The sequence below is a fragment of the Micrococcus antarcticus genome (assembly GCF_044872765.1).
Taxonomy (GTDB): domain Bacteria; phylum Actinomycetota; class Actinomycetes; order Actinomycetales; family Micrococcaceae; genus Micrococcus.
Map to the genome: position 1 here is coordinate 1,151,938 of NZ_CP085253.1, position 24,838 is coordinate 1,176,775.

25 protein-coding genes and 3 tRNA genes are annotated in these 24,838 nt (G+C 74.1%); 15 read left to right on the forward strand and 13 right to left on the reverse strand.

Annotated elements, in window-relative coordinates:
• Positions 1–168: 168 nt before the first annotated feature.
• Positions 169–975, reverse strand: a complete 807-nt coding sequence (locus LG274_RS05350) for a hypothetical protein (RefSeq protein ID WP_298711874.1) — start codon at positions 973–975, stop codon at positions 169–171.
• Between the two features lie 41 nt (positions 976–1,016).
• On the opposite strand from LG274_RS05350, the gene mshD reads away from it, so the two are divergent.
• From mshD to asd, 9 genes are all read left to right on the forward strand, one after another.
• Complete coding sequence (gene mshD, locus LG274_RS05355; RefSeq protein WP_404465838.1) at positions 1,017–2,051, forward strand: mycothiol synthase; 1,035 nt, start codon at positions 1,017–1,019, stop codon at positions 2,049–2,051.
• A 120-nt stretch (positions 2,052–2,171) separates the two neighbouring features.
• Positions 2,172–3,185: an NUDIX domain-containing protein gene (locus tag LG274_RS05360; protein ID WP_298711763.1), complete on the forward strand. Its 1,014-nt coding sequence runs from the start codon at positions 2,172–2,174 to the stop codon at positions 3,183–3,185.
• 59 nt (positions 3,186–3,244) lie between these two features.
• A complete protein-coding gene (locus LG274_RS05365; protein ID WP_248116072.1) occupies positions 3,245–3,598 on the forward strand; it encodes a GNAT family N-acetyltransferase in 354 nt (117 codons plus the stop codon).
• A gap of 99 nt (positions 3,599–3,697) precedes the next feature.
• Positions 3,698–4,774, forward strand: a complete 1,077-nt coding sequence (locus tag LG274_RS05370) for a hypothetical protein (protein WP_298987115.1) — start codon at positions 3,698–3,700, stop codon at positions 4,772–4,774.
• Positions 4,767–5,150 (forward strand): GntR family transcriptional regulator, encoded by a 384-nt coding sequence (locus LG274_RS05375; RefSeq protein WP_248116076.1) that lies wholly within the window; start codon positions 4,767–4,769, stop codon positions 5,148–5,150. The genes LG274_RS05370 and LG274_RS05375 overlap by 8 nt, the downstream gene beginning before the upstream one ends.
• 1 nt (position 5,151) lies before the next feature.
• On the forward strand, positions 5,152–5,982 hold the full coding sequence (locus LG274_RS05380; RefSeq protein WP_298711772.1) for a thymidylate synthase: 831 nt from the start codon (positions 5,152–5,154) through the stop codon (positions 5,980–5,982).
• A gap of 16 nt (positions 5,983–5,998) precedes the next feature.
• Positions 5,999–6,592, forward strand: a complete 594-nt coding sequence (locus LG274_RS05385) for a dihydrofolate reductase (protein WP_298987109.1) — start codon at positions 5,999–6,001, stop codon at positions 6,590–6,592.
• On the forward strand, positions 6,589–6,840 hold the full coding sequence (locus LG274_RS05390; protein ID WP_298711779.1) for an NF038396 family protein: 252 nt from the start codon (positions 6,589–6,591) through the stop codon (positions 6,838–6,840). The genes LG274_RS05385 and LG274_RS05390 overlap by 4 nt, the downstream gene beginning before the upstream one ends.
• Positions 6,841–6,874: 34 nt before the next feature.
• Complete coding sequence (asd, locus tag LG274_RS05395; protein ID WP_298711877.1) at positions 6,875–8,026, forward strand: aspartate-semialdehyde dehydrogenase; 1,152 nt, start codon at positions 6,875–6,877, stop codon at positions 8,024–8,026.
• A gap of 101 nt (positions 8,027–8,127) precedes the next feature.
• On the opposite strand, the gene LG274_RS05400 is transcribed toward asd, so the two are convergent.
• From LG274_RS05400 to LG274_RS05415, 4 genes are all read right to left on the reverse strand, one after another.
• On the reverse strand, positions 8,128–9,306 hold the full coding sequence (locus tag LG274_RS05400; protein ID WP_404465842.1) for a UDP-N-acetylmuramate dehydrogenase: 1,179 nt from the start codon (positions 9,304–9,306) through the stop codon (positions 8,128–8,130).
• Positions 9,303–9,827 carry a MaoC/PaaZ C-terminal domain-containing protein gene (locus tag LG274_RS05405; RefSeq protein ID WP_248116086.1) on the reverse strand — a complete coding sequence of 175 codons (525 nt, stop codon included), beginning with the start codon at positions 9,825–9,827 and terminating at the stop codon, positions 9,303–9,305. The genes LG274_RS05400 and LG274_RS05405 overlap by 4 nt, the downstream gene beginning before the upstream one ends.
• Positions 9,827–10,276, reverse strand: coding sequence for a MaoC family dehydratase N-terminal domain-containing protein (locus LG274_RS05410; protein ID WP_298987102.1), 450 nt, complete (start codon positions 10,274–10,276; stop codon positions 9,827–9,829). The genes LG274_RS05405 and LG274_RS05410 overlap by 1 nt, the downstream gene beginning before the upstream one ends.
• Before the next feature lie 137 nt (positions 10,277–10,413).
• Positions 10,414–10,734 carry a hypothetical protein gene (locus LG274_RS05415; protein WP_248116090.1) on the reverse strand — a complete coding sequence of 107 codons (321 nt, stop codon included), beginning with the start codon at positions 10,732–10,734 and terminating at the stop codon, positions 10,414–10,416.
• Positions 10,735–11,127: 393 nt separating this feature from the next.
• Between LG274_RS05415 and LG274_RS05420 the strand changes: the two genes are divergently transcribed.
• Complete coding sequence (locus tag LG274_RS05420) at positions 11,128–11,679, forward strand: hypothetical protein (RefSeq protein WP_404465845.1); 552 nt, start codon at positions 11,128–11,130, stop codon at positions 11,677–11,679.
• Between the two features lie 421 nt (positions 11,680–12,100).
• Here the strand turns inward: LG274_RS05420 and LG274_RS05425 are convergent.
• The 3 genes from LG274_RS05425 to LG274_RS05435 all read right to left on the reverse strand — a co-directional run bounded on the left by LG274_RS05425 (position 12,101) and on the right by LG274_RS05435 (position 14,695).
• A tRNA-Met gene (locus LG274_RS05425) sits at positions 12,101–12,174 on the reverse strand.
• Positions 12,175–12,232: 58 nt separating this feature from the next.
• Positions 12,233–12,304 (reverse strand) — tRNA-Thr (locus tag LG274_RS05430).
• An 87-nt stretch (positions 12,305–12,391) separates the two neighbouring features.
• Entirely contained in the window at positions 12,392–14,695 is a 2,304-nt protein-coding gene (locus tag LG274_RS05435; protein ID WP_404465847.1) for a DEAD/DEAH box helicase, read from the reverse strand.
• 310 nt (positions 14,696–15,005) lie between these two features.
• Between LG274_RS05435 and LG274_RS05440 the strand changes: the two genes are divergently transcribed.
• Positions 15,006–15,617 (forward strand): hypothetical protein, encoded by a 612-nt coding sequence (locus LG274_RS05440; protein WP_298711792.1) that lies wholly within the window; start codon positions 15,006–15,008, stop codon positions 15,615–15,617.
• 13 nt (positions 15,618–15,630) lie between these two features.
• Here LG274_RS05440 and LG274_RS05445 read toward each other — a convergent pair whose 3' ends face one another.
• The 3 genes from LG274_RS05445 to LG274_RS05455 all read right to left on the reverse strand — a co-directional run bounded on the left by LG274_RS05445 (position 15,631) and on the right by LG274_RS05455 (position 19,724).
• Positions 15,631–16,839: an amidohydrolase gene (locus LG274_RS05445; RefSeq protein ID WP_298987090.1), complete on the reverse strand. Its 1,209-nt coding sequence runs from the start codon at positions 16,837–16,839 to the stop codon at positions 15,631–15,633.
• Between the two features lie 76 nt (positions 16,840–16,915).
• Entirely contained in the window at positions 16,916–18,181 is a 1,266-nt protein-coding gene (locus tag LG274_RS05450) for a cystathionine gamma-synthase (protein WP_298987087.1), read from the reverse strand.
• A gap of 55 nt (positions 18,182–18,236) precedes the next feature.
• A complete protein-coding gene (locus tag LG274_RS05455; RefSeq protein WP_298711880.1) occupies positions 18,237–19,724 on the reverse strand; it encodes a cystathionine beta-synthase in 1,488 nt (495 codons plus the stop codon).
• A gap of 160 nt (positions 19,725–19,884) precedes the next feature.
• Between LG274_RS05455 and LG274_RS05460 the strand changes: the two genes are divergently transcribed.
• Together LG274_RS05460 and LG274_RS05465 are read left to right on the forward strand one after the other, a co-directional pair.
• Complete coding sequence (locus LG274_RS05460) at positions 19,885–20,928, forward strand: 3-methyladenine DNA glycosylase (RefSeq protein WP_343282069.1); 1,044 nt, start codon at positions 19,885–19,887, stop codon at positions 20,926–20,928.
• Positions 20,929–21,097: 169 nt separating this feature from the next.
• Positions 21,098–21,562: a hypothetical protein gene (locus LG274_RS05465; protein ID WP_248116104.1), complete on the forward strand. Its 465-nt coding sequence runs from the start codon at positions 21,098–21,100 to the stop codon at positions 21,560–21,562.
• A 9-nt stretch (positions 21,563–21,571) separates the two neighbouring features.
• Here the strand turns inward: LG274_RS05465 and LG274_RS05470 are convergent, their stop codons facing one another.
• Entirely contained in the window at positions 21,572–23,347 is a 1,776-nt protein-coding gene (locus LG274_RS05470; protein WP_298711803.1) for an AMP-binding protein, read from the reverse strand.
• Between the two features lie 113 nt (positions 23,348–23,460).
• A tRNA-Tyr gene (locus LG274_RS05475) sits at positions 23,461–23,542 on the reverse strand.
• 220 nt (positions 23,543–23,762) lie between these two features.
• Between LG274_RS05475 and LG274_RS05480 the strand changes: the two genes are divergently transcribed.
• Complete coding sequence (locus tag LG274_RS05480; RefSeq protein WP_248116108.1) at positions 23,763–24,251, forward strand: YajQ family cyclic di-GMP-binding protein; 489 nt, start codon at positions 23,763–23,765, stop codon at positions 24,249–24,251.
• A gap of 71 nt (positions 24,252–24,322) precedes the next feature.
• On the forward strand, positions 24,323–24,835 hold the full coding sequence (locus tag LG274_RS05485) for a hypothetical protein (protein ID WP_298711806.1): 513 nt from the start codon (positions 24,323–24,325) through the stop codon (positions 24,833–24,835).
• Positions 24,836–24,838 lie beyond the last annotated feature (3 nt).

Genomic DNA, 24,838 nt, shown 5'->3' on the forward strand with positions numbered 1-24,838 from the left:
GCGGCGGGGCCGCGCTCGGTCAGCGCTGGCCCTTGAAGAGGCCCGAGACGACGACGGCGGCGACGGCGGCCATCGCCAGGCTGGCGAGGACGACGAGGCCGAGGAAGAAGATCTCGAGGGCGATGAGCGTATCCATGCCGACCATCCTAGCCACTGCCGCAGGCCGGCTCAGGCCAGCAGCCCCACCATGACGTGGCCGATCACTCCGGCGGCACCCACGGGCGCCATCGCGAGGGCGTAGCCGGCGCGGCGGGGGCGCAGCGTGGTGGCCACGGGGCGGTCCTCCGGCCGGGGGCGCGAGGACGGGGCCGTGGAGGCGGTGAGCGCCACGAGCGTCGCCGCGGAGAGCGACGAGAGCGTGAGGGCGGCGAGCTCCCGGGGCACCGTGCCCGCGAGCGCCCCGACGGCCCACGCGGCGAGGGCGCTCGCCGGGATCACCACGAGGGCGAGGACGCCCGGGCGGCCCTGCATCCAGGGCGTCAGGCCCAGGAGCGAGACGACCGCGACCGTGACGGCCAGGGCCAGCACGAGTCCGCGGACCTCCGGCACCGCGGACCACCGGGCCATCGCGACCCAGCTGGCCGACATCACGGCGATCACCACGCCGCCCATCGTGGCGACCGTGGACTCGAGGCGCAGCGGCCGCCCTGTGCCGCGGACGAGCTGGACCACGAAGGCCGCCATGGTGCCCCACGCGAGCAGCACGGCCAGGGGCTCGAGGAGCGCCCAGGCGTCTCCGTGCCCCGTGCTTGGCGCCGGCCAGAGGAGCATGAGCAGGACGCCGAGCACGCCGGTGGACGCGATCGTCGCGGACAGGGAGAGGCGCGCGGGGGCGCCCATCTGCCGGGGCCAGCCCCACGAGATCACCAGCACCACGGCCACGGCGGCGACGGCGGCGGGCGCGGGGCCCAGCAGGGTGGCCGCGGCCAGCACCAAGGCGGCGAGGGCCGCGCTCAGGGCCATGGGCAGTCGCATCACGAGGTCCATCCTGCCAGCTGTCCCCCTACGCTGAGGACATGGCCGACTCCCCCGCTCCCCGCCCCGTCCCGCCCATCGCGCCCTCCTCGGCCGCCGTCGACGTCGCCGCTCAGGACGGCTCCGGGACGAGACCGCAGCAGGTGAGCGAGGTCCTCGCGCTGGCCGACCGCGCCCACGCCGCCGACGGGCATCCTCCCCTGTCGGACCAGACCCGCGGGGTGCTCTCCCGGGGCCGGCAGCGCTGGTTGGGCCTCCTGCGCGCGGAGGAGGGAGGCCTGATCGGCGCGGCGGTGCTCGCCCCCGAAGGCTCCGAGACCGCCGGATCCGTGCTCGAGCTCGTGGTGGACCCGGCCGCGCGGCGCGCCGGCAACGGCACCCGTCTGGCCGACGCCGCCGCGACGGCGGTCCGGGGCGGCGGGCTCGAGGGGACCACGAGCGTCTGGGCGCACGGCATGCTGCCGGGCTCGGCGGAGCTGGCACGACGGCACGGCCTCGCCCCCGTGCGCGAGCTGCGCCGGATGCGGCTGGAGGGCGAGGAGATGGCCGCGCTGACCGCGCCGCGCCTGCCGGACGGGGTCCGCCTGCGCGCCTTCGAGCCCGGCCGGGACGAGGAGGCCTGGCTCGAGCTCAACGGTGCGGCCTTCGCCGACCACCCCGAGCAGGGCGGCCTGACCCGCGCCGACCTCCAGGACCGGATGGAGCAGGACTGGTTCGACGCGTCCGGCTTCCTGCTGGCCGAGCGCGCGGCCGACGGCGCCCTGCTCGGCTTCCACTGGACCAAGGTCGAGCCGGCCCATGACGACGTCGGCTCTGTCGCCGACGAGGGCGGGCACCGCATCACACGGCCGCGGCTGGGCGAGGTGTACGTCGTCGGGGTGTCCCCCCACGCGCAGGGGATGGGCCTGGGCCGGGCGGTGACCCTCGCCGGCCTCCAGCACCTGGCCGCCGTCCCGGTGGACGCCGTCGACCTGTACGTGGACGCGGAGAACGCGGCGGCCGTCGCCCTGTACGAGTCGCTGGGCTTCCAGCTGCTCGCCGCCGACGCGCAGTACCGCGCCGAGCGGGTCGGCTGACGCGGGAGGACGGGCGGGGCTCGGCCGGTCATGCGGGCCGTATCCTGGTGCGGCCCGCCGACCACCGGAACGCACCGCACCGCACCGGGCGCCCCCCCACCGCAGAGATTCAGGAGCCGCATGGCCTCGCCCCAGTCCGACCGCATCGCGACCTGGTCCACCCCGGACCGCGCCGTGACGGGACCCTCTGCGGACGTGCTGGCGGCCGGCATGCTCCCGTGGCGCCTGACCGCCGACGGACTCGAGGTGATGGTCATCCATCGCCCGCGGTACGACGACTGGTCCTGGCCCAAGGGCAAGCTCGACGTCGGCGAGACCCTCCCGGAGTGCGCGGTGCGCGAGGTCCAGGAGGAGGTGGGCCTCACTCTGCGCCCCGGCGTCCCGCTGTGCGTCACCTGCTACGAGGTGCCCGCGCGCCGCAGCGGCGGCGGCCAGACCAAGGAGGTCTGGTACTGGGCCGCCGACGCCGCGGGACTGACCGCGACCCCGGACGGCCACGAGGTGGACGAGATCCGCTGGGTGAGCCCGGCCCGCGCCGCGCAGATGCTGGCCAACGAGACGGACCGGGAGCCGCTCGAGCTGCTCGAGCGCGCCCACGCACAGGGACGGCTGCGCACCACGCCCACGATCGTGCTGCGCCACGCCAAGGCCAAGCCGCGCTCCTCCTGGTCCCGGGCCGAGCAGGAGCGGCCCCTCGCCGCCACCGGCCGACGGCAGGCGCTCTCCGTGCAGGGCCTGGTGTGGGCGTGGCGGCCGGAGCGCCTCGTCTCCTCCCCGTGGCGGCGCTGCGTGGAGACCGTGGCGCCCCTCGTGAAGACGTCGGGCCTGCCCCTGAAGACGAAGAGCGCCTTCACGGAGGCGACCGCGCGGGAGAGGCCGAAGAAGACCCGCCGGGCCATGCGGGACGTGCTGGGCCGCCGTCGCCCCCAGGTGCTGTGCACGCACCGCCCCGTGCTGCCCGAGCTGCTGCAGGAGATCCGGGATGCGGCGGCCCGCCCCGCGTCGGAGATCCTGCGTGCCCTCCCGCGCGAGGACCCGTACCTGCGCCCCGGTGCCGTCCTCGTGCTCCACCAGGCGGTCGAGCGCGACGGCGCCGTCGTGGCTGTCGAGGTCTACGACCCCTGGGACGACTGACGGGACCGGACGACTGAGCGGGCATTGAGGCCCGCGCCCCACAGGCCTAGGCTCGGTCCATGGAGACCGCATCGACGCACCAGCCCGAGAAGATCGTCCACGAGCGCCTCGCGGTGACCCGGGATCCCGACCGCGAGCGCTTCGAGCTGCGCCACGACGGCAGGTACATCGGCTTCCTCGGCTACACGCAGGAGACCCGCCCCGCCGACGAGGGCGAGGACGTCACCGTGGTGCGCCTGCAGCACACGATCATCGACGAGGCCTTCAGCCGCCGCGGCTACGCCCGCGCCCTCGTGACGATGGTGCTGGACCGCATCCGCGCCGAGGGCGACCAGATCCTCGCCGAGTGCACCTACGTGGACGACTACCTGCGCCGCTACCCCGAGTACCAGGACCTGGTGTACGGCGGCTGAGCCGGGGCCGGGCACCCGCGACACGCCGCCTGTATCACTCCATTGATACAGTGAGCACGTGCGCGGCGGTCGCGCACCCATGGACAGAAGAGGTGCCCGGTGCCCGCCCTCCCCCTCGAGGTCGTCTGGACCTCCAGTGCTCTCGTCCTCCTCGTCCTCGCGATCCTCTACTGGTTCGGTCGCCGGGCCCGGTGGACCGCAGCGCCGCTGGCCGCGCGCGGCCATCTCACCGCGACGGCGGTGCTCACCCTGGTGGCCACGGCCGTCTGGGCCGGCCCGACCCCGTTCGCGGCACTGTGGGTGACCGACGGCGCGGGCGGCTGGGTCCGGGCCGGGGGCGGAGCGCCCTCGGGGCACTGGAGCAGGGAGACACTCGAGACCGCTCCGGTCGATGCGCCGCTGCTGGCGGCGGCGATCCTCCTCCCGGCTCTGTGGCTCCTCCTGATCCCCGCCCTCGGCCAGGTGACCTGGCCTCCGGCGACGGGGCCCCGGCGCAGCGCCGCCCTGATCGCCCGCCGATGGCAGTCCCTCGTCCCGCCCCGCCTCCTCCTGCTGGTGGCCCCGGGCGCGATCCTGGCGCTCGCCGGTGTCGCAGCCGCCGCGGCCACCCCGGGCGTGCAGGGCGCGGAGTACCGGCAGCACCTCTCCGAACAGGCCACGCCGTTCAGCGCCCGGTTCGCCGGAATGCCCGCCGGGTCTGCCGTCGCACCCTGGTACGCGGCCGGCGCGGCGGCCGTGCTCCTGGCGTTGTGCGCCGTGCTGGCGATCTGCCACCGTCGGAGGGCGCTGAGCGGACTGGACCCGGCACAGGACCTGGCGGCACGGCGCATCGCCGTGGACCACGCCTGCCGCATCGGGGCGGCCCTGCTCGCCTGGATCGGACTGGCCGGCCTGGCCGGTGCCCTCGAGGCGCATGAGCGCCGTCAGGCGGCCCAGGAGGCCGCGGCCGCCTACTCTGCGTGGGAAGCCGGGCGCATCCCGGCGGCCGAGATGGCCGGGTGGCTGACCCCCGTCGCGAACGGCGCCCCGGCCGAGATGCTCCTCCTGGTCGGCTCGACGGTCGTGGGGGTGCTGCTCGTGCTCGTCCGGCCCGCCCGCGAGCAGCGGATCCTCCGCGGCGCGGCCGACGGGACCCGCGCGGACGGACCGGCGGCGAGAGGCGGCGCGCGTGACTGACCCCGTCGGCGTCGACCTGGATCTCGACTCCCCCGTGCCGCCCTTCGAGCAGATCCGAGCCCGCATCGCCGACCTCGTGCGCCGCGGGGTGCTCGCTCCTCGCGATCGGCTCCCCTCGGTCCGGACGCTGGCCGCCGACCTCGGCATCGCACCGAACACGGTGGTCCGCGCGTACGACGCGCTGGAGCTCGCCGGACTCGTGCAGAAGGAGGGTCGGCGCGGCACCGTGGTGGCCGAGGCCCCTCCGCCCCCGGACCACGCAGAGGTCGAGGCCTCGCTGCGGAGCGCGGTCGCCCTGGCCCGCGCCGCGGGCTGGGACGCCGAGCGGGTCCGGCGGTCGGTGGACGGCGCCCTCGGCGGAGTCGTCTCTGGCTAGAGTGGACCGGGTGAGCATCCCCACCCCGTACGAGGACCTGCTGGCCGACGTCATGGCCCACGGCGCCGTCAAGACGGACCGCACCGGCACCGGGACGCGCAGCGTCTTCGGCCGCCAGATGCGCTTCGACCTGTCCGCGTCCTTCCCTCTCATCACCACCAAGCGGGTGCACTTCAAGTCCGTCGCGCTCGAGCTGCTGTGGTTCCTCCGCGGGGACTCCAACGTGCGCTGGCTGCAGGAGCGCGGCGTGCGCATCTGGGACGAGTGGGCGGACGCGGACGGCGAGCTCGGCCCCGTCTACGGCGTCCAGTGGCGATCGTGGCCCACCCCCGACGGCGGGCACATCGACCAGATCGCGAAGGTCGTTGAGCAGATCCGGGCGAACCCGGACTCGCGCCGGCACATCGTGACCGCCTGGAACCCCGCCGACGTGGACGAGATGGCCCTGCCGCCGTGCCACGCCCTGTTCCAGTTCTCTGTCTCCCCCGGTGAGGACGGCGGCTCCGGCGTGCTCTCCTGCCAGCTGTACCAGCGTTCGGCGGACCTCTTCCTCGGCGTGCCGTTCAACATCGCCTCCTATGCCCTGCTCACCGTGATGGTGGCGCAGCAGACCGGCTTGACGCCGGGCGAGTTCGTGTGGACCGGCGGCGACTGCCACATCTATGCCAACCATGAGGACCAGGTGCGCGAGCAGCTGACCCGCGCCCCGTACCCGTACCCGCGGCTGCGCCTGGTCCGGAGGCCCGACTCGATCTTCGACTACGCGTACGAGGACCTCGAGGTGCTGGACTACCGGCACCACCCCGCCATCGCCGCCCCCATCGCCGTCTGAGGTGACCCCGACCCCCATGGACCACCCCGCCCCGACCTCCCCCGTGCACGGCACCTCGGCCGAGCCGACGATCGCCATGATCTGGGCGCAGACGCCGGACCGCGTGATCGGCCGCGACGGTACGATGCCCTGGCATGTGCCCGAGGACCTCGCCCACTTCCGCCGCCTGACGCAGGGGCACCCCGTGATCATGGGCCGCCGCACGTGGGAGTCCTTCCCCGAGGCCTTCCGCCCGCTCCCGGACCGCACCAACATCGTGGTCTCGCGCTCGTTGACGGCCGCCGACGACGCCGGAGCGGAGGTCCGCGCGGCGGGCGCCGTCGTCGTGCCCGACTTCGGCACCGGCCTCGACGCGGCCGCGGACGCCGACGGGTGCGACCTCGTCTGGGTGATCGGCGGTGCCACGATGTACGAGCAGGCCCTCGACGTGGCCACCCGCGCCGAGATCACCGTGATCGACGAGGACGAGGACGGCGACGCGCATGCCCCGGCCCTCGACCCGCGCTGGCGCATGACCGCGGCCGACCCGGCCCCGGACGACTGGCACGCCTCGCGCACGGGACCGCGCTACCGCATGGAGCGCTGGGAGAGAGAAGAGGACCCCGCATGAGCACCGACCCGACGCCGTCCCGCGGCACCCCGGCCCCCGGCGGGCTGCTCAGCGGCGACGCCCTGACGTTCCTCGCCCTCATCGCCCTGCCCGTGCTCGCGTTCGTGTGCGCCGTGTTCGGCCTCATCCTCATGCTGCAGGGCAAGACGATCGCCGGCCTCGTGTTCCTGCTCGTGCTGACGCAGGCGTTCGCGATCGGCGGCTTCATGCTGGGGAACCGCCGGAAGCGCGCGCAGCGGGACCGGTAGCCTGGAGGGCATGACCTCTGCCGCCCCCTCCCCCATGACCGCCCCCGACGCCGCCGCCGTGCCCACCGTGGGCCTCGTGGGCTGGCGCGGCATGGTCGGCTCCGTGCTCATGCAGCGCATGGCGGAGGAGGGCGACTTCGCGCGGGTGAACCCCGTCTTCTTCTCCACCTCCAACGCGGGTGGCGCCGCCCCGGTGTTCGCGGGGATGTCCGGTGAGCCGGGCGCGCTCAGGGACGCGTACGACGTCGAGGCATTGGCGAAGCTGCCCGTGATCCTCACCGCGCAGGGCGGGGACTACACGAAGGCCGTCTACCCGCAGCTGCGCGCCGCCGGATGGGACGGCGTCTGGATCGACGCCGCCTCCACGCTGCGCATGGAGGACTCCTCCGTGATCGTGCTGGACCCCGTGAACCGCTCCGTGATCGACGCGGCGCTGGCGGCCGGGACGAAGGACTTCATCGGCGGCAACTGCACCGTGTCCTGCATGCTCATGGGCCTCGGCGGGCTGTTCAAGGCCGGCCTCGTGGAGTGGGGCACGGCCATGACCTACCAGGCGGCCTCCGGCGGCGGTGCCCGCCACATGCGCGAGCTGCTCACGCAGTACGCGGCGCTGTCCGGCGCGGTCGAGGCCGAGCTGGCCGATCCGGCGTCGGCGATCCTGGAGATCGACCGCAAGGTCATCGAGCTGCAGCGCGGCGGCCGGCTGGATGCGTCGCAGTTTGGCGTGCCGCTCGGCGGCTCGCTCATCCCGTGGATCGACGCGGACCTCGGCAACGGCGTCTCCCGCGAGGAGCAGAAGGCCTTCGACGAGACCAACAAGGTGCTCGGCCTGCGCGGCGAGGAGCGGATCCCGTTCGACTCGCTGTGCGTGCGCGTGGGCGCCATGCGCTCGCACTCCCAGGCGCTGACGCTCAAGCTGACCGGGGACGTGCCGCTGGACGAGGTCGAGGCGATCATCGCCGCAGACAATGAGTGGGTGCGGGTGGTGCCGAATGAGAAGGAGGCGTCGATGCGCGAGCTCACGCCGATCGCCGCCACCGGCACCCTGCAGATCCCCGTGGGCCGCCTGCGCACGATGGCGATGGGCCCGGAGTACCTCTCCGCCTTCACCGTGGGCGACCAGCTGCTGTGGGGCGCCGCGGAGCCCGTGCGCCGCATGCTCATGATCGCCACCGGCAACCTCTGAGCGCACCCGACCCCAAGCTGAACGAGTCGTCACTTCTTGTGGGTATCCGCCGCGGATACCCACAAGAAGTGACGACTCGTCTCGCGTGGTGGTGGGGTGGATCAGAGGCGAGTGCCGATGATCATGGGCTCGTGGTGCAGGTCCACGCCGAAGCGCGCGCGGACGCCGTCGCGGACCTCGCGCGCGATGGTGAGGATGTCCTCGGTGCTGGCCGCGCCGCGGTTCGTCACGGCGAGCGTGTGCTTCGTGGACAGCGACGCGCGGCCCCCGGCCAGTCCCGTCCCGTCCTCACCGCGGCCATCGGGCCCGTCCTCGCGGGGCTCCACGTCCGGCAGGCCGAAGCCCTTGCCGTAGCCCGCGTGGTCGATGAGCCAGGCCGCGGAGAGCTTCACGAGCTCACCTCCCTGCTCGTCCGTCCCCGCGGCGAACGCGGGCGCACCCTCGGGAAGAGAGGCGCGCACGGCCGCCGGCACGATCGGGTTGGTGAAGTACGAGCCCGTGGACCACGAGTCCTGGTCCGCGACGTCCCACACCATGCCCTTCGAGGCGCGCAGGGCGAGCACCTCCTCCCGCACGGTCCGGAGCGCGGCGTGCGCGCCCTCCTCCACGCCGAGCGCCCGCGCGAGCTGCGCGTACCGCACCGGCGACGTCGGCTCGGCCCCCTCGGCCGCGCGACGCAGCCGCAGGTCGATCGAGAGGACGACCCAGCGTGGGCTCGGCTCCCCCGACTCCAGCATCGAGCGCTTGATGATCGAGTCGCGGTAGCCGAAGCGCAGCTCCTCGGCGGTCAGCTCGACGACAGCCCCGCCGCCGGGAACCAGCCGGTCCCACGCGCGCAGGGAGACCAGCACCTGGGACACGTCCGCGCCATAGGCGCCGACGTTCTGCACCGGCGTCGCGCCGGCGGACCCCGGGATCCCCGAGAGCGCCTCGACGCCCGCCAGGCCTCGCTCCACGGTCCACGCCACGGCGGCGTCCCACGGCTGGCCGGCGGCGATGCGCACGACGACGGCGTCGCCCTCCGCCTCGCCCGCACCCTCCGCGCGGTGCGCGTCCTCCAGCACCTCGATGCCCTCGAACGCCGTCTGCACCACGGTGCCCGGGAAGCCGGCGTCCGCCATGAGGGTGTTGGAGCCCCCGCCGAGCACGAACAGGGGCTCCCCCGCGGCGTCGGCCACGCGGATGGCCTCCACGGCCTCCTGCTCCGTGCGCGCGGTGACCCAGGCGCGGGCCGGCCCGCCGACGCGGGTGGTGGTGTGGTCGGCCAGGCGCTCGCTCACGCGGTCTCCTCCGAGGTCGGGGCTGCGGGCTCGGCCAGGCGCACGAGCACCTGGGCCTTGGTCAGCACGCGGGGCTTGTCCAGGGCGGGGTCGTTCACCGTGAGGTCGATCCGGACGGTGCCGGCGGCCTCGTCCACGACGCCCACCGTGCCGGTGACCTCGAGGCGGGCGCCGGCCAGGGGCGCGCCGTCGTCGTCGGCCCGGCCCGTGGTGTCCGCGACGGGCACCATGCCCGTGAAGCGCGTCTGGTAGTCCACCACCGCCCCGGGATCCCCGGCCCAGTCGGTGACGAGCTGCACCGCGGCGCCCATGGTGAGCATGCCGTGGGCGATCACACCGGGCAGTCCCACCCCCGTGGCGAACGACTCGGACCAGTGGATCGGGTTGTGGTCGCCGGAGGCGCCCGCGTAGGCCACCAGGTCGGCGCGCGTGAGCGCGACGGTCCGGGAGCCGATGACGTCGCCCTTGGCGAGGTCGGACAGGCGCGGGGCGTTCTGCGGGCCGATGTGCTGCGCGCTCATCAGGCCTCCTCTCCGCGGATCAGCAGGGTGGAGGTCACGGTCGAGACCGGCGCGCCGTCGGCGTCGGCGATCTCGGTGACGGTGGTGACCATGTCGTTGCCGCCGAGCGACTTCACGGAGGCGATCCTCACCGTGGCGGTGACCTCGTCCCCGGCCACGAGCAGGCGGTGGTGGGTGAAGCGCTCCTCGGCGTGCAGCACGCGGGAGAAGTCGATGCCCACCTCCGGGTCGTTCACGGCGGCGGCCTCGGCGCGCTGCGCGATCACGACGGCGAACGTCGGCGGGGCGACGAGGTCGGCATGGCCGAGGGCTCGGGCGGCCTCGACGTCGTGGTGGGCGGGGTGCTGCGCCTGGACGGCGGAGGCGAAGGCGCGGACGGCCTCCCGGCCCACCTGGAAGGGGGGCGCGGGCGGATAGCTCCGCCCGGCGGCGCTGGGGTTCACGGGCACGCGTGGCTCCTGATCAGACGGGGTCCGGACTGCGCACCAGCCTACCGCCGGGGCCGGACACGACGGCGGTCCGAGAGCCGGGGCGGGCGACCCGACGGCCGGAGACGTCGGCGCCGGGAGCGGCGACGGTGCGGGCCTCAGCCGCGAGGCCGCCCGCCCTGGCGACGCGCTGCCTGGCGGAAGCGGACCATCTGGGCCGCCAGATGGACCAGGACGCCCAGGCCCAGCACGACGAGGGCGGCCTGGGAGAGCGGGAGCCGGTGCGTGGCGGAGCCGACGACGGAGAGCACGATCCCCACGAGGAAGAGGCCGGAGCCGGTCAGCACCATGCGGCGGTACAGGGAGGAGCCGTGCTCCCACGGGGAGACGAAGCCGGCGGGCTCTCTGCGGCCTGCAGGCCGGGCGGCCGGACGGGCCGCGCCGCCGCGCGAGGGGCTCTGACGGGGGCGCGAGGACATGCCGTCAGGCTACCGGTCCGCGACGGGATCGTGACCTCCTCGTGATCACTTCGTGAGGGCACGGTTAAACCTGGGAGATCCCTGCACCTTCGGAACGTCTCGGTTCCATCCGGCTGTCACCATGATCTCCGCGAGCCCTGAGGCGACGCCCCCCGCACCCTGATCTCCCGCCGCGGCTTCACCCTGGCCGCGGCCGGCACCGTCACCGCCGGAGCCAGCCTCGCGGCTGCCGTCCCGGCCGCCGCCACCACCCAGCTGCTCGCCCTGAGCCCGATCACCCTGAGCCCGATCGCCCTGAAGTCCCGTTGCTGGTCCTACGGAACCGTCATCGGGACCATCCCCGCCGGGTCGATCGCCACCGCGGTCGGCCCGCGCGAGGGCGAGTGGATCCTCGTGAGCCACCAGGGGACGGTCGGCTGGGCCTACGGGACCCATCTCGTGCCGGCCGGCGACGCCGCCGGCCGCGTGTACGCGACGAGTGCCGCCTCCCTGCGGGAACGCCCGCGCTCCACCGCCGCGACCGTCGGGATGATCCCCAGCGGGGCGGTCGTGGCGACCACCGGCGTGATGTCGGGCGAGTGGCAGTCGGTCCGCTGCGCCGGGACGTGGGGCTGGGCCTACGGCCCCCAGCTGCGGACCCTGACCGAGGCGCCCACCACCCGGTTCCATCAGCCCTTCACCGCGGGCGACGCGTCCTCCGTCTACCACGTCTACGCGGACGGCCTGGATCTCGAGAAGCCCGTGGGCCTGGCGTGGTTCTTCGACGGCGACTACTTCTCGGCCGACCGCTCCCGCGTGCTGCGGCCTGACGGCACCGAGATGCGCGGGATCGCCGCGGAGGCCAACCGTCGCAACTGCGTCCTCGTGGCCGTGGTCACCCCCGCCCCGTACGAGACCGGCTACGGCTACACGTGGTGGAGCAACCGCCCGCGCAACGGCGCCTGACACCGGCAGCTCAACGCCCACCCGAGGGGTCGGTTCCCGTTCATCTCCGCCGCCCGCCAGTGGATGATCGGCTACTCCGGCGGCGCCGAGTTCATCTCCATGCACCTCATGGCCGAGCGCCAGTTCGAGGCCTGGCGCGGAGCGGGGGCGACCATCGTGGGCGGCGGAACCCCCCCCTGCCTCGGTGGACTCCACCAGCCCGTCCTTCCGACGCGTCCAGGCGACCTGGCACGTGAACGGCGGGGACGTGGCCGGGGAGACGATCCCGCCCACCTGGTCCGCCCTGAGCGCCGCGACGACAGGAGAGCGGCGGTACAGAGAGGGCTCCTCCTACCTGCGGACGCGGCTGAACGTGTACCCCGCGCGGGGGTGCCGACGCAGAAGGACCCGGCCTCCGTGGAGGCCGGGTCCTTCGTGTTCGTAGCGGCGGGGGGACTCGATCCCCCGACCTCACGATTATGAGTCGTGCGCTCTAACCAGCTGAGCTACACCGCCACGACATGAGAGCGCCCGCGCTCGCGGCGCATGCCGAGAGAACGGGCTCTCATGTCAGAGCCCCGACCGGGAATCGATCCCGGGACCTCCATCTTACCAAGATGGCGCTCTACCACTGAGCTATCGGGGCAACGAGGTGAAACCCTACCAGGTGTTCGCGCAGAGTTCCAACTCGCAGGCGGGCGGCGCCGAGACGGGGCCCGGCGCCGCCCCGGCATCAGCGGCGCGGGCCACCGTCGCGACGCTCCTGGGCGCCCCAGCGGGGCTTCTTCGGGCCGGCCGAGGGGCCGCGGTCCGAGCGGAACCCGCCGCGGTCCTCGCGGTCCTTCCTGAAGCCGCCGGTGCGCTCCTCACGGCCGCCGAACCCGCCGCGGTCCTCGCGGTCCTTGCGGAAGCCGCCGTTGCGCTCCTCACGGCCGCCGAAGCCGCCGCGGTCGTCACGGTCCTTGCGGAACCCGCCGAAGCCGCCGCGGTCGTCACGGTCCTTGCGGAACCCGCCGCCGTGGCCGCGGTCGTCACGGTCCTTGCGGAACCCGCCGCCGTGGCCGCGGTCGTCACGGTCCTTGCGGAACCCGCCCCGGCCGCCGCGCTCGCCACGGTCATCGCCGTCGCGCTCCCCGCGCGTCGGGCGCCCGGTGTCCTTGCGCATGTTGAGCCGGCGCCCGTTGATCTCAGCGCGCCCGGCGGCCTCGAGCTGGGCCGGGGTGAGGTCGGCGGGCAGCTCGACGAGCGAGTGGTTTCCGCGCAGGTCGATCGCGCCGATCTGGGAGGCGGGCAGGCCCACCTCGTTGGCGAGGGCGCCCACGATGTTGCCGGGCTTCACGCGGTCCGTGTGGCCCACGCCGATCCAGTACGTGGCGTTGCCGGCCGCGGGCTCGCGGGCCGGACCACGGGAACCGCGCCCGTCCGCGCTGCCGCCGCGCTCGGGACGGTCCTGGCCCCCACGGCCCTCGCGCTCGGTGCGCGCACGGCCCGTGTGGGTGGGGATGTCCTGCTCGGTGGAGAGCAGCGGGCGGCCGCCCTGCGCCATCATGGCGAGGGCCGCGCCCACGCGGGACGGCTCGATCTCGTGCTGCTCCACGTACTCGTCGACGAGGCCGGCGAAGGTCTCGAGCTCCTGGTCGCCGGCGCGCTCAAGCGTCTTGGTGATGGTGTCGGAGAAGCGCTTGAGGCGGGCGGCGTTGACCTTCGCCACGGACGGCACGGCCATCTCCTCGACCTCCTGGCGCGTGGTGCGCTCGATCTGCTTCAGCAGGTAGCGCTCGCGGGGGGTCATGAAGAGGATGGCGTCGCCCGTGCGGCCCGCGCGGCCGGTACGGCCGATGCGGTGCACGTAGGATTCCGCGTCCTGCGGGATGTCGTAGTTCACCACGTGGGAGATGCGCTCCACGTCCAGGCCGCGGGCGGCGACGTCGGTGGCCACGAGGATGTCCACGCGGCCGGCCTTGAGGTCCTCCACGGTCTTCTCGCGCTGCTTCTGCGCGATGTCGCCGGAGATGGCCACGGCCTTGAAGCCGGCGCGGGTGAGGCGCTGGGTCAGCTCCTCGGTGGCGGCGCGGGTGCGGACGAAGGCGATGACGCCGTCGTGGTCCTCGGTCTCGAGGATGCGGGTCATGGCCTCGAGCTTGTACTGGTGGCCCACCTGCAGGTAGCGCTGGCGGATGGTGGCGGACGTCGTGGACTGACGGGACACGGCCACCTCCTCCGGGGAGTTCAGGTACTGCGCGGAGATCCGGCGGATGGCCGGCGGCATGGTGGCCGAGAACAGCGCGGTCTGCTTCGACGCGGGGGTGGAGGCGAGGATGCGGTCCACCTCCTCGGCGAAGCCCATGCGCAGCATCTCGTCCGCCTCGTCCAGCACGAGGGTCTGCAGCTGGGAGAGGTCCAGGGAGCCGCGCTCGATGTGGTCGATCACGCGGCCGGGGGTGCCGACGACGACCTGGGCGCCGCGGCGCAGCGCCGAGAGCTGGGGGCCGTAGGGCGAGCCGCCGTAGACGGCCAGCACGGACACGTCGCCGAGATGCTTGGCGTACGCGTCGAAGGCCTCGGCGAGCTGGAGCGCCAGCTCGCGCGTGGGGGCCAGGGCGAGGATCTGCGGGGCGTCGGCGCGCCCGTTGACGTCCGAGGCCTCCGCCAGGCGGGAGAGCGCCGGCAGCGCGAACGCGCCGGTCTTGCCGGTGCCCGTCTGGGCGAGGCCCACGACGTCGCGGCCCTCGAGCAGCAGCGGGATGGTCGCCTCCTGGATGGGCGAGGGCGCGGTGTAGCCCAGGTCCTCGATCGCGGCGAGGACGCGTGCGTCCAGGCCCAGGTCGAGGAAGGTGGGGCCGGCCGGCTCGTCCTGCTCGGCCTCGACCGAGCCGGTGTCGTCCTGCTCGGAGACGAGGTCGGCCTCCGGCGAGGCCTCGGGGGCGCCGGCGGCCAGGGACTCGGGAGTCTCGTCCGACGGCGGGGCGGCGAGGGCCTCGTCCGAGACGATCGGATCCTGGTTCTCGGCGGCCTGGGGGGTGTCATGGATCGACATGGGTGTCCTCCTGAGGGGGTGCGCAGGCGGCACTCAACGGCGACGGTCGCGGGTCGTCGTCGAGGGTGCGGGTCTGCTGGGGGAATGGGAAACCGTTCACCCGGCGAGCCCCCGGGACCACGACGTTCGTGGTCCTCACACACATCTGCACGACATCTGCAACACCGGCGTGGCACACGCGTCCACGCTCATTCACTCAGGGGGGTAAGTCCGGATACCGGTCCCCACCACTGTACGCCCCCGCGTCCGCTCGGGCGAGACCCGACGGTGTGCCGTGCAGCACCGTCCGCGGCGACGCTAGGCTCGGAGCGTGGCAGACAACAGCAGTGACCACCGTCTCGCACGTGCCGCCGGCCGTGCCACCCGGGCCTTCCAGGAGCGGCAGCGCGCGGACGACGCGCGACTGCGCGAGGAGCGCGCCCGCCTGCGGCGCGAGGACGAGGAACGGCTCGCGGACCGTCGTGCGGCCCGGGTCCGCGCGCTGGACGAGCGCGACGCCGCCGAGGCCGGTCTCGTGCACCCGCTCCTGCGCCTGGCGCGGATCTGGTGGATCGCCGTCGCCGTCCTCCTCGCGGCCCTGTCCGCCGCGCTGCTCTGGAGGGGCGCGCAGGCGGAGCGCGAGGGCGGTCCGGTGACCGACCCGCTGACGGGGATCGAGTCCGTGGGACCGCTCGGCGGCGCCACGGGCCAGTACATGCTGGGCGGGCTCGCCGGGATCCTCGCGCTGGCGGCCCTGTGGGGCTGGATCGGGCTGCTGCGCCGCCGCCGCGGGGCGATCTCCTCCCTCACGTTCCTCACCCTGGTGGTGGCCGTCCCCTCGTTCCTGCGCGGCAACGCGCTCCTGATCGCGCTCGCCGTGCTGCTGATCATCGGCACCGCGCTCGTGTGGCTGCCCCCCGTGCGCTCGCGCGTGCGGCGCTGAGCGCCGTCCGCGCTCAGTCCTCCACGGGCCGCGTGGGCGCGACGACGGGGCGTGCCGCCGCGGTGTCGTACTCCATGACCGGGCGCCCGCCGATCCAGACCCGCAGGGCGCGCTGCATGACGTCCAGCGGGTCCCCGCTCCACAGCACGAGGTCGGCGTCCTTGCCCGGGGCGAGCGAGCCGATGCGGTCCGCGAGGCCCAGCACCTTCGCGGGGTTCAGCGTGATGGCCCGCAGCGCGGTCTCCGGGTCCAGGCCCTCCTTGACGGACAGCGCCGCCTGGTAGACGAGGAAGTCGATCGGGATGACGGGGTGATCCGTGATGATGCTGATCTCCACGCCCGCGCGCGCCAGGCGCCCCGGGTTGCGCATCGAGCGGCCGCGCAGCTCCGGCTTGGACTTCGTGGTGAACAGCGGGCCGATGAGCACCGGCACGCCCCGCTCCGCGAGCAGGTCGGCGATCGGGTGGGCCTCGGTGCCGTGGTCCAGCACGAGCTCGTAGCCGAACTCGTCGGCGATGCGCAGGGCGGTGGCGATGTCGTCCGTGCGGTGGCAGTGCTGGCGCCACGGGATCTTCCGCTCCAGCACGAGGGCGAGGGCCTCCATGTGCGGGTCCGCGGTGAACGGCTTCCCCTCGGCCTCCGCCTCCGCGCGGCGGGCCATGTAGCCCTGCGCCTTCAGGAACGCCTCGCGGATGACGAGCGCCGTGCCGAGACGCGTGGACGGCGTGCGGCCCTTCTCCTTGTACACGTTCTTGGGGTTCTCCCCCAGTGCCGACTTCACGCCCGAGGGGCTGCGCAGCACCATCTCGTCCACGGTGCGGCCGTGGGTGTGCAGGGCCACGGCCTGCCCGCCGATCGGGTTGCCGGAGCCCGGGTTCACGTTCACCGTGGTGACGCCGCCCGCGAGCGCGTCCCGGAAGCCCGGCTCGTTGGGGTCCACCGCGTCGATCGCGCGCACGCCCGCCATCACGGGATCGGTCATCTCGTTGACGTCCGCGGTCGCGCCCACCTCGCCCTCCGCGTGCATGCCCAGGTGCACGTGGGCGTCCACGAAGCCGGGCAGCAGCCACCTCCCCTCGCAGTCCACGACGTCGGCGCCCGCGGGCACCCCGACGTCGGCTCCCAGCGCGGTGATCCTCCCGTCCTCCACGAGGAGGACGCCGTCGAAGGGCTCGGACTCGACGGGGACGACATGGGCGTTCGTGAAGGCGATGATGCTCATGTGACCCACACTACGACGCCGGCCGGACCCGGCAAGGGGTCCGGCCGGCGTCGTGGACGGCGCGGGACGCGTGCGCTCAGGCCTGGAGGCCGGCGAGGGCCTGCTCGAGGTCCGCGATGAGGTCCGCGGCGTCCTCGATGCCCACGGAGAGGCGGACGAGGTCGTCCGGGACGGCGAGCTCGGTGCCGGCCACGGAGGCGTGGGTCATCTCGGCCGGGTAGTTCATCAGCGACTCGATGCCGCCGAGGGACTCGGCCAGCTGGAAGAGGCGCGTGGACTCGGCCACCTTCTTGGCGGCCGCCGCGCCCCCATGGAAGCGCACGGAGACCATGCCGCCGAAGCCCCGCATCTGGCGCTGGGCGAGCTCGTGGCCCGGGTGGTCCGGCAGGCCCGGGTAGAGCACGTGGGACACGGCCGGCTGCTCGAGGAGCCACTCGGCCACGGCCTGCGCGTTGGCCTGGTGGCGGTCCATGCGCACGCCGAGGGTCTTGAGCCCGCGGGTGGTCAGGTAGGCGTCGAACGGGCCGTTCACGGCGCCGGCCGCGAACTGCTGGAACTTCACGGCCTCGGCGATCTCCGGGTCCTTGATGACCACGGCTCCGCCCACGACGTCCGAGTGCCCGCCGATGTACTTGGTGGTGGAGTGCACCACCACGTCCGCGCCGAGCGCGAGCGGGGTCTGGAGGTAGGGCGTGGCGAACGTGTTGTCGACGACGAGCAGCGCGCCCCCGGCATGGGCCGCCTCGGCGATCGCGGCGACGTCGGAGACCTTCATCATCGGGTTCGAGGGGGTCTCGAGCCACACGATCACGGGGCCCTCGGCCTTCGCCTGCTCGACGGCTGCGCCCACGGCGGCGACGTCGGCCATGTCCACCACGGCGTGGCGCACGCCCCACTTGGCCAGCACCGTGGAGATGAGGCGGTAGGAGCCGCCGTAGACGTCGTTGCCCAGCACGACGGTCACGCCCGGCTCGGCGGCGCCCATGATGAGCGCGGTCTCGGCGGCGAGCCCGGAGGCGAAGGTCAGGGCGGTGGCGTTCGGGGTGCCGTCCTCCCCCACGCCGGCCTCGAGCGCGGCCAGCTGGGTCTGCAGGGCATCGCGCGTCGGGTTGGTGCCCCGCCCGTAGTCGTAGCCGCGGCGCAGCTCGCCGATGGCGGTCGGCGCGTAGGTGGTGGACAGGTGCACGGGCGGCACGACGGCGCCGAACACCTCGTCCAGCTCCTGTCCGGCGTGCACAGCGCGGGTGCCGAAGCCGGCGCCGCGCGGACGGGTGTCCGGCGTGGAGTCGTGCTCCGGGGCGGTCTCGCCGGTGAAGCTCTGCGTGGGGTCCTCGGTGGTCATGGGTGCGTCCTCTCGCGTCGGGGCGGCGTCGGGTCGATCGGCCGGGTCGGTGGGATCAGGCGGTGGCGTAGGCCAGCACGTCGTGCAGTGTCAGCACGCCCACCACGGTCCCGCCGCGGGCGACGAGCAGGGTGGGGTCCTCCAGCAGGCGTCGCGCCGCCTCGCGCAGGCCGGTGGCCGCGCCGATGAGCGGCAGGGCGGCGCCCATGGCGTCCGCGACCTCGGAGTCCGGGCTGACCCGGCCGTCCGCGAGGCGCGCCGCGAGATCGTGGGCGGACACGGTGCCGCGCACCTCCCCGATCCGCAGGTCGTGGCGGGGCTCGGCGACGACGGGCAGCGCGTCCACGCCGTAGCGCGTCATGGTGTCCACTGCGTCCGAGACCGACGTGGTCGGCGCCGCGGTCACGATCGTGGGCACCGAGCCGGGGAACAGGTCCTCCTTGTCCTCCAGCAGCGCGCCCACGGTGGCGTCCCAGCGCCCGCCGCGGGGCGCCGTGGTCGTGGCCTGCGCGGCGTGCGGGACGGCGGAGCGGGTCCGGCCGCGGGCCCACCCGGGCAGCACGGTGTCCTGGCCGTCGCGGGCGAAGCCGCGCTCGTCCATCCACGCGTCGTTGAAGATCTTGGCGAGGTAGCCGCGGCCGGAGTCCGGCAGCACGATCACCATGACGTCGTCCGGGCCGAGCTCGCGCGCGGCCCGCAGGCCGGCGGCCACGGCGAGGCCGGAGGAGCCGCCCACGAGCAGGCCCTCCTCGGCGGCGAGCCGCCGGGTCATGGCGAAGGCCTCCTCGTCCGAGACGGCGATGACCTCGTCCGGCACCGAGCGGTCGTAGTTGTCCACCCAGATGTCCTCGCCGACGCCCTCGACGAAGTACGGGCGCCCCGTGCCGCCGGAGTAGACGGAGCCCTCCGGGTCCGCGCCGATCACGCGGACGGGGCCCGACGCGCGGTCCGCGGAGACCTCCTTGAGGAAGCGGCCCGTGCCGGTGATGGTGCCGCCCGTGCCCGCGCCCATCACGACGTGGGTGACGCGGCCGGCGGTGTCCTCCCAGATCTCCGGCCCCGTGGTCTCGTAGTGCGAGGCCGGCGCGGCCGGGTTGAAGAACTGGTTCGGCTGGAACGCGCCCGGGATCTCCCCCTCGAGGCGGTCGGCCACGCCGTAGTACGACTCCGGCGAGTCCGGGGCGACCGAGGAGGGCACGACGACGAGCTCCGCGCCGTACGCGGAGAGCACGTCCCGCTTCTCCTGGCCGACCTTGTCCGGCGTGACGAACACGGTGCGGTAGCCCTTCTGCTGGGCCACGAGGGCGAGGCCCACGCCGGTGTTGCCGGAGGTGGGCTCCACCACGGTGCCGCCGGGGAGGATCCGGCCGTCCTTCTCCGCCTCCTCGATCATCCTGAGGGCGATGCGGTCCTTCACGGAGCCGCCCGGGTTCAGGTACTCCACCTTCACGAGCACCGTGGCGGCGACGCCCTCGGTCACCACGTTGAGCTTCACGAGCGGGGTGCGACCGATCAGCTCCAGGACGGTCTCGGCATAGCGCATGCCGCCTCGCTCGGGCGCGGGCACGGGGGTGGCGGAGGACGCGGCGGCGCCCGGGACGGGGGAGGTCTGCTCAGTCACGTGCTCCACGCTACGCCAGGGGCCGGACGCCGTCAGGGGCGTCGAGGACACGCGGGGCAACGTGCGGTGTACGGTGCACGGCATGACCGCCCCGGACGCCGTGCGCCACCTCCGGGTGTCCACGCCCGTCGACGTGGCCCTCACCCTGCGGCCCCTGCAGCGCGGGGCCGCCGACCCGACCGTCCGTGCCACCCCCCAGGGCGTGTGGCTCACGCGCCGCGAGCCGGCCGGGCCCGATGCCGTCCACGTGGGTGCCGGGCCGGCCACCCTCCTGGTCTCTCCCGCGGTGCGCGCCCCGGACGGGGCCGGGGGCTGGAGCATCACCGCCCGCGCGTGGGGCCCGGGGGCCCGCGCCGCGGTCGGGAACGCCGAGGCCCTGCTGGGGCTGGCGGACGCGGGCTGGCCGCAGTTCGACGCCGTGGCCGATCCGTCGGCGGACCCGCCGGGGGTGGGCCCGCCGCTTCCGGCGCACGTGTGGCGCGTCCGCCGCCTCCGGCCCGGGCTGCGGCTGCCCGCCGCGGGCGCGCTCGCCACCCAGCTGATGACCGTGGTGCTGGAGCAGAAGGTCACGCACGACCAGGCACGCCACGGCTGGCGCACCCTCGTGCGGCTGGCCGCCGCCCACGACGCCGAGCCCGTCCCGGGCCCCGCTCCCGCGGGCATGCTGCTGCCTCCCACCGCGGAGGCCGTGCTGCGGATCCCCTCGTGGGACTGGCACGCGCGGGCGTGGGTGCAGCCCTCGCAGTCGAGGACGGTGCTGGAGGTCGCCCGGCGCGCCGAGACGATCGACCGGCTCGGGCGCGACGTCTCCCCCGGCGACACCGCAGGCCTGGCACGACTGGCCCGACGCCTGGAGTCGATTCCTGGCATCGGCCCATGGAGCACCGCCGAGGCGCTGCAGCGCAGCCACGGCGCGGCCGACCTGGTCTCGGTGGGGGACTTCCACCTCGCCCAGTTCGTGGGCCAGGTCCTCACGGGACGGCGCACGGACGACGCCGGCATGCTGCGCCTGCTCGCCCCGTGGGCCGGGCATCGGCACCGGGTGGTGCGGCTCATCTCGCTCAGCGGCGAGCGCAAGCAGGCCTTCGGGCCCAAGCTCGCCCCGGCGGACCACCGGCGGTACTGACCCCCGCTGCGTCGGCTCCTGCACAGGCGGCTGCGGCCCCGCGCGTCGTCCCCTGGACAGCCACGGCGCGGCCGCCGCTCCGAACGGGCCTCCTAGCGTCGGCCTGGAGCGCGCCGACCGGTGCGCTCGAGGCGGGGCCGAGGCCGGCCCCCGACGGAGGGAGCCGACCATGACCACCGCTTTCGAGGACAGCCGCCGCACGCACGGGCGAGCCCGGCACGAGCCCCACGGCCCCGGCCGGCCCGGCCCGCTGCGCCCAGGCGTGCGCGCCTCGGTGCTGATCGTCTCGGCGGAGCCGGACGCGGAGGCCGCGCTGCGGGACTCGATGTCCTGGATCACCGCGTTCGAGGACGACTGCGGTCTCGTGCTCGACCACGACGAGACGAGCCTCTACGCCGTGGCGCCGGCGTCCGACCTGCGCCGCCCCGACGCGGAGGACGCCGCGGAGGGGGACGCCGCCCGGGACCCGTCGGACTTCATCGACGCCGTGCTGCTGCACGGCCGGTGGCGGCTGCGCGGCGAGGGCGGGCACTCCGGCTCCGCCTGGAGGGACCTCTACCGGCAGGCCGTCACCGAGGCCGCCCCGGATGCGCTGTGCACCGTGTGGGACGTCCGACCCCTCCCCGCCGCCTGAGCCGGGGCCTCAGGCCCCCGCCGCGCCGATCACCGCGGCGCCCTCCTCGCGCAGCTCCACCTTGCGGACCTTGCCGGAGACGGTCATGGGGAACGCGTCCATGATGCGCACGTAGGCGGGGATCTTGAAGTGGGCGATCCTCCCGGTGGCGAACTCGCGGACCGCTTCGACGGTGAGCGGCTCGGCACCCTCGCGCATGATCAGGCAGGCCATGAGCTCCTCGCCGTACCGCTCGTCCGGCACGCCGACCACCTGCACGTCCTGGACGTCCGGGTGGGCGTAGAGGAACTCCTCCACCTCGCGCGGAGAGATGTTCTCGCCGCCGCGGATCACGAGGTCCTTGATGCGTCCCTCGATGCGGACGAACCCGTCCGCGTCCATCGAGGCGAGGTCGCCCGAGTGCATCCAGCCGTCCTCGTCGAGGACCTCCGCGGTCTTCTGCTCGGCGTTCCAGTAGCCGAGCATCACCGAGTAGCCGCGGGTGCACAGCTCTCCGGTGGCGCCGCGGGCCAGGGTCTGCCCGGTGACGGGGTCGACGACCTTGGTCTCCACGTGCGGCATCGAGCGACCGACGGTCTGGGTGCGCGCCTCGAGGGTGTCGTCGCGGCGGGTCATGGTGGAGACGGGGGCGGTCTCGGTCATGCCGTAGCAGATGGCGACCTCGGACATGTGCAGCTCGTCGATCACGCGTCGCATGACCTCCACGGGGCACGGGGACCCGGCCATGACGCCGGTGCGCAGGGTGCTCAGGTCCAGGGAGGCCGCCTCGGGGCGGGCCAGCATCGCGATGAACATGGCGGGCACGCCGTAGAGGCTCGTGGCGCGCGTGGCGGCCGCCGCGGTGAGGGAGTCGAGCGGATGGAACGCCCGGCCCGGGATGACGCTCACGGTGCCGTGGGAGACGGCCGCGATCACGCCGATGACCATGCCGAAGCAGTGGAAGAAGGGCACCGGGATCACGAGGGTGTCCGCCTCGGAGTAGCCCAGCAGCTCGCCGATGTGGAACCCGTTGTTGAGGATGTTGCGGTGGGTCAGCGTGACGCCCTTGGGGAAGCCGGTGGTGCCCGAGGTGTACTGCAGGTTCACGGGGTCCTCGGCTCCGGTGGCGGCCTCGCGCTCGGCGAGCTGCTCGTCCGAGACCTCCGCGGCCCGTGCCAGGAACGCCTCCCACGTGGCCTCCTCGGCCGCGGCGTCGGCGGCGCGGCCGGCCACCTCCCCCGGGCGGGCGTGCGCGAAGGGCTCATCACCCGGGGCGCCGGCGGGCAGCATGATGAGCTGCTCCAGCGCGGGGGCTCCCTCACGGGCCACCTGCCGCGCGATCGCCGGCGGGTCCATGCGGGCGTCCGGGCAGGCCACCACGAGGCCACGCATCGCGCACTGCTCCACCACGTAGGTGAGCTCGTGGCTGCGGTACGCCGGGTTGAGGTTGACCAGGATGACCCCGGCGCGCGCGGCGCCGTAGAGCAGGGACGTCCACTCCGCCACGTTGGGGCTCCACATGCCGATGCGGTCGCCGTGGCCGTAGCCGGCGGCGATCAGCGCCTTGGCCACGGCGCGGGAGTGCTCCGCCAGCTCCGCGAAGGTCCAGGAGCGGCCGGTGTGCGGGTCGCCGCCGGGTCCGCACTCGACGACGGCGGGTGCGTCCGGCAGGCGAGCGGCGGTCTCGTCCAGGTTCTGGGCGAGGGTCTGCTCCAGGAGCGGCACGTCGTCCGGACCCCGCGTGGACGCCGTCTCCTCCGGGCGGGCGGGATCGGTGGGCTGCGTCACGCTGGGACTCCTCTGCATGTGATGCGGATCACATGCAGGCTACGTCCTCCCCAGCCCTCTCCGCCACCCGGCGCCGGACATGAGAAGACCCCGGGACCGACGACTCGGTCCCGGGGTCTTCTCATGTCCCGTGGCAGATGAGGGATTCGAACCCCCGAAGGCAGTGCCAGCTGATTTACAGTCAGCCCCCTTTGGCCGCTCGGGTAATCTGCCGGGCGACTGGACGGACGCGCTCGCCTCGTTCGAGGCACCGCACCGTTCAGGCGAGAGACGACTGTACCGCATGGGCTCAGGAGACGCCCAATCGGGCCGGGGCGCGGCGTCGTCGGACCCCGGTAGGCTGGCCCGCAGGCGCCCCGGGGCGCGCCGGGCGCCTCGCGCGACCTGCCCCGAGGCACGGACAGCCGTACGCGAGCAGCAGGAGGAGACAGCCATGGCCGGTGATTCCACGTTCGATGTGGTCAGCAAGGTGGACAGCCAGGAGGTGTCCAACGCCCTGAACCAGGCGCAGAAGGAGATCGTCCAGCGCTACGACTTCAAGGGCGTCGGCGCGGAGATCGACTTCTCCGGCGAGAAGATCCTCATGAAGGCGAACTCCGAGGAGCGCGTGAAGGCCGTCAAGGACGTCTTCGAGTCCAAGCTCGTCAAGCGCGGCATCTCCCTGAAGTCCCTCGACGCCGGGGACCCGTTCGCCTCCGGCAAGGAGTACCGGATCGAGGCCTCCATCAAGGAGGGCATCGACCAGGCCACCGCGAAGAAGATCACCAAGCTGATCCGGGACGAGGGCCCCAAGGCGGTCAAGGCCCAGATCCAGGGCGACGAGCTGCGCGTGTCCTCCAAGTCGCGCGACGACCTGCAGGCCGTCATCGCGATGCTCAAGGACTTCGCGGACGCCGACCTGCAGTTCGTCAACTTCCGCTGACCGTCCGCCCCGCCGATCCCCCATCGAGCCCCCGGCCTGACCGCCCCGCTCCGCCCCGACGAGGAGACCCCATGCTCTACCTGATCGACCCCCGCGGCGCCGTGTGGTCCGCCGACGTCACCCTGGGCCGCGCCCGGGCCCGCGCCCGCGTGGACGGCCGGCCCGTCGACGACCTGCCCTTCACGAAGGCCGCCATGGTCCTGGACCAGGAGGACTTCGTGGACCTGGCGCTGCGCCACGGCGTGGCCGCCCCCCGCGGCATCCTCCTGGACCACGGCTTCGTGGAGCGAGCCCTGGCCCCGTCGAAGCTGACGTTCCAGCAGCGCAACCAGGACGCGATCGCCGAGCAGCTCGAGCCGGTGCAGCGCCGCACGGAGGAGGACTCCGTGAAGAAGAGCCGCCACGAGGCGGTCTACGAGGGCGCCCACCGGAAGCTCGCCACGCGGATCGAGAAGGCCGAGGAGGAGGCGCGGGAGACCCTCCAGGCGGAGCCGAAGGACGAGCTCGTCGGCCACTGGACCCGCTTGGGGGGCCGGATCCCGGCCACGATCGCCGCCGACCGCCGCTCCGACGCCGACCGCTGAGCC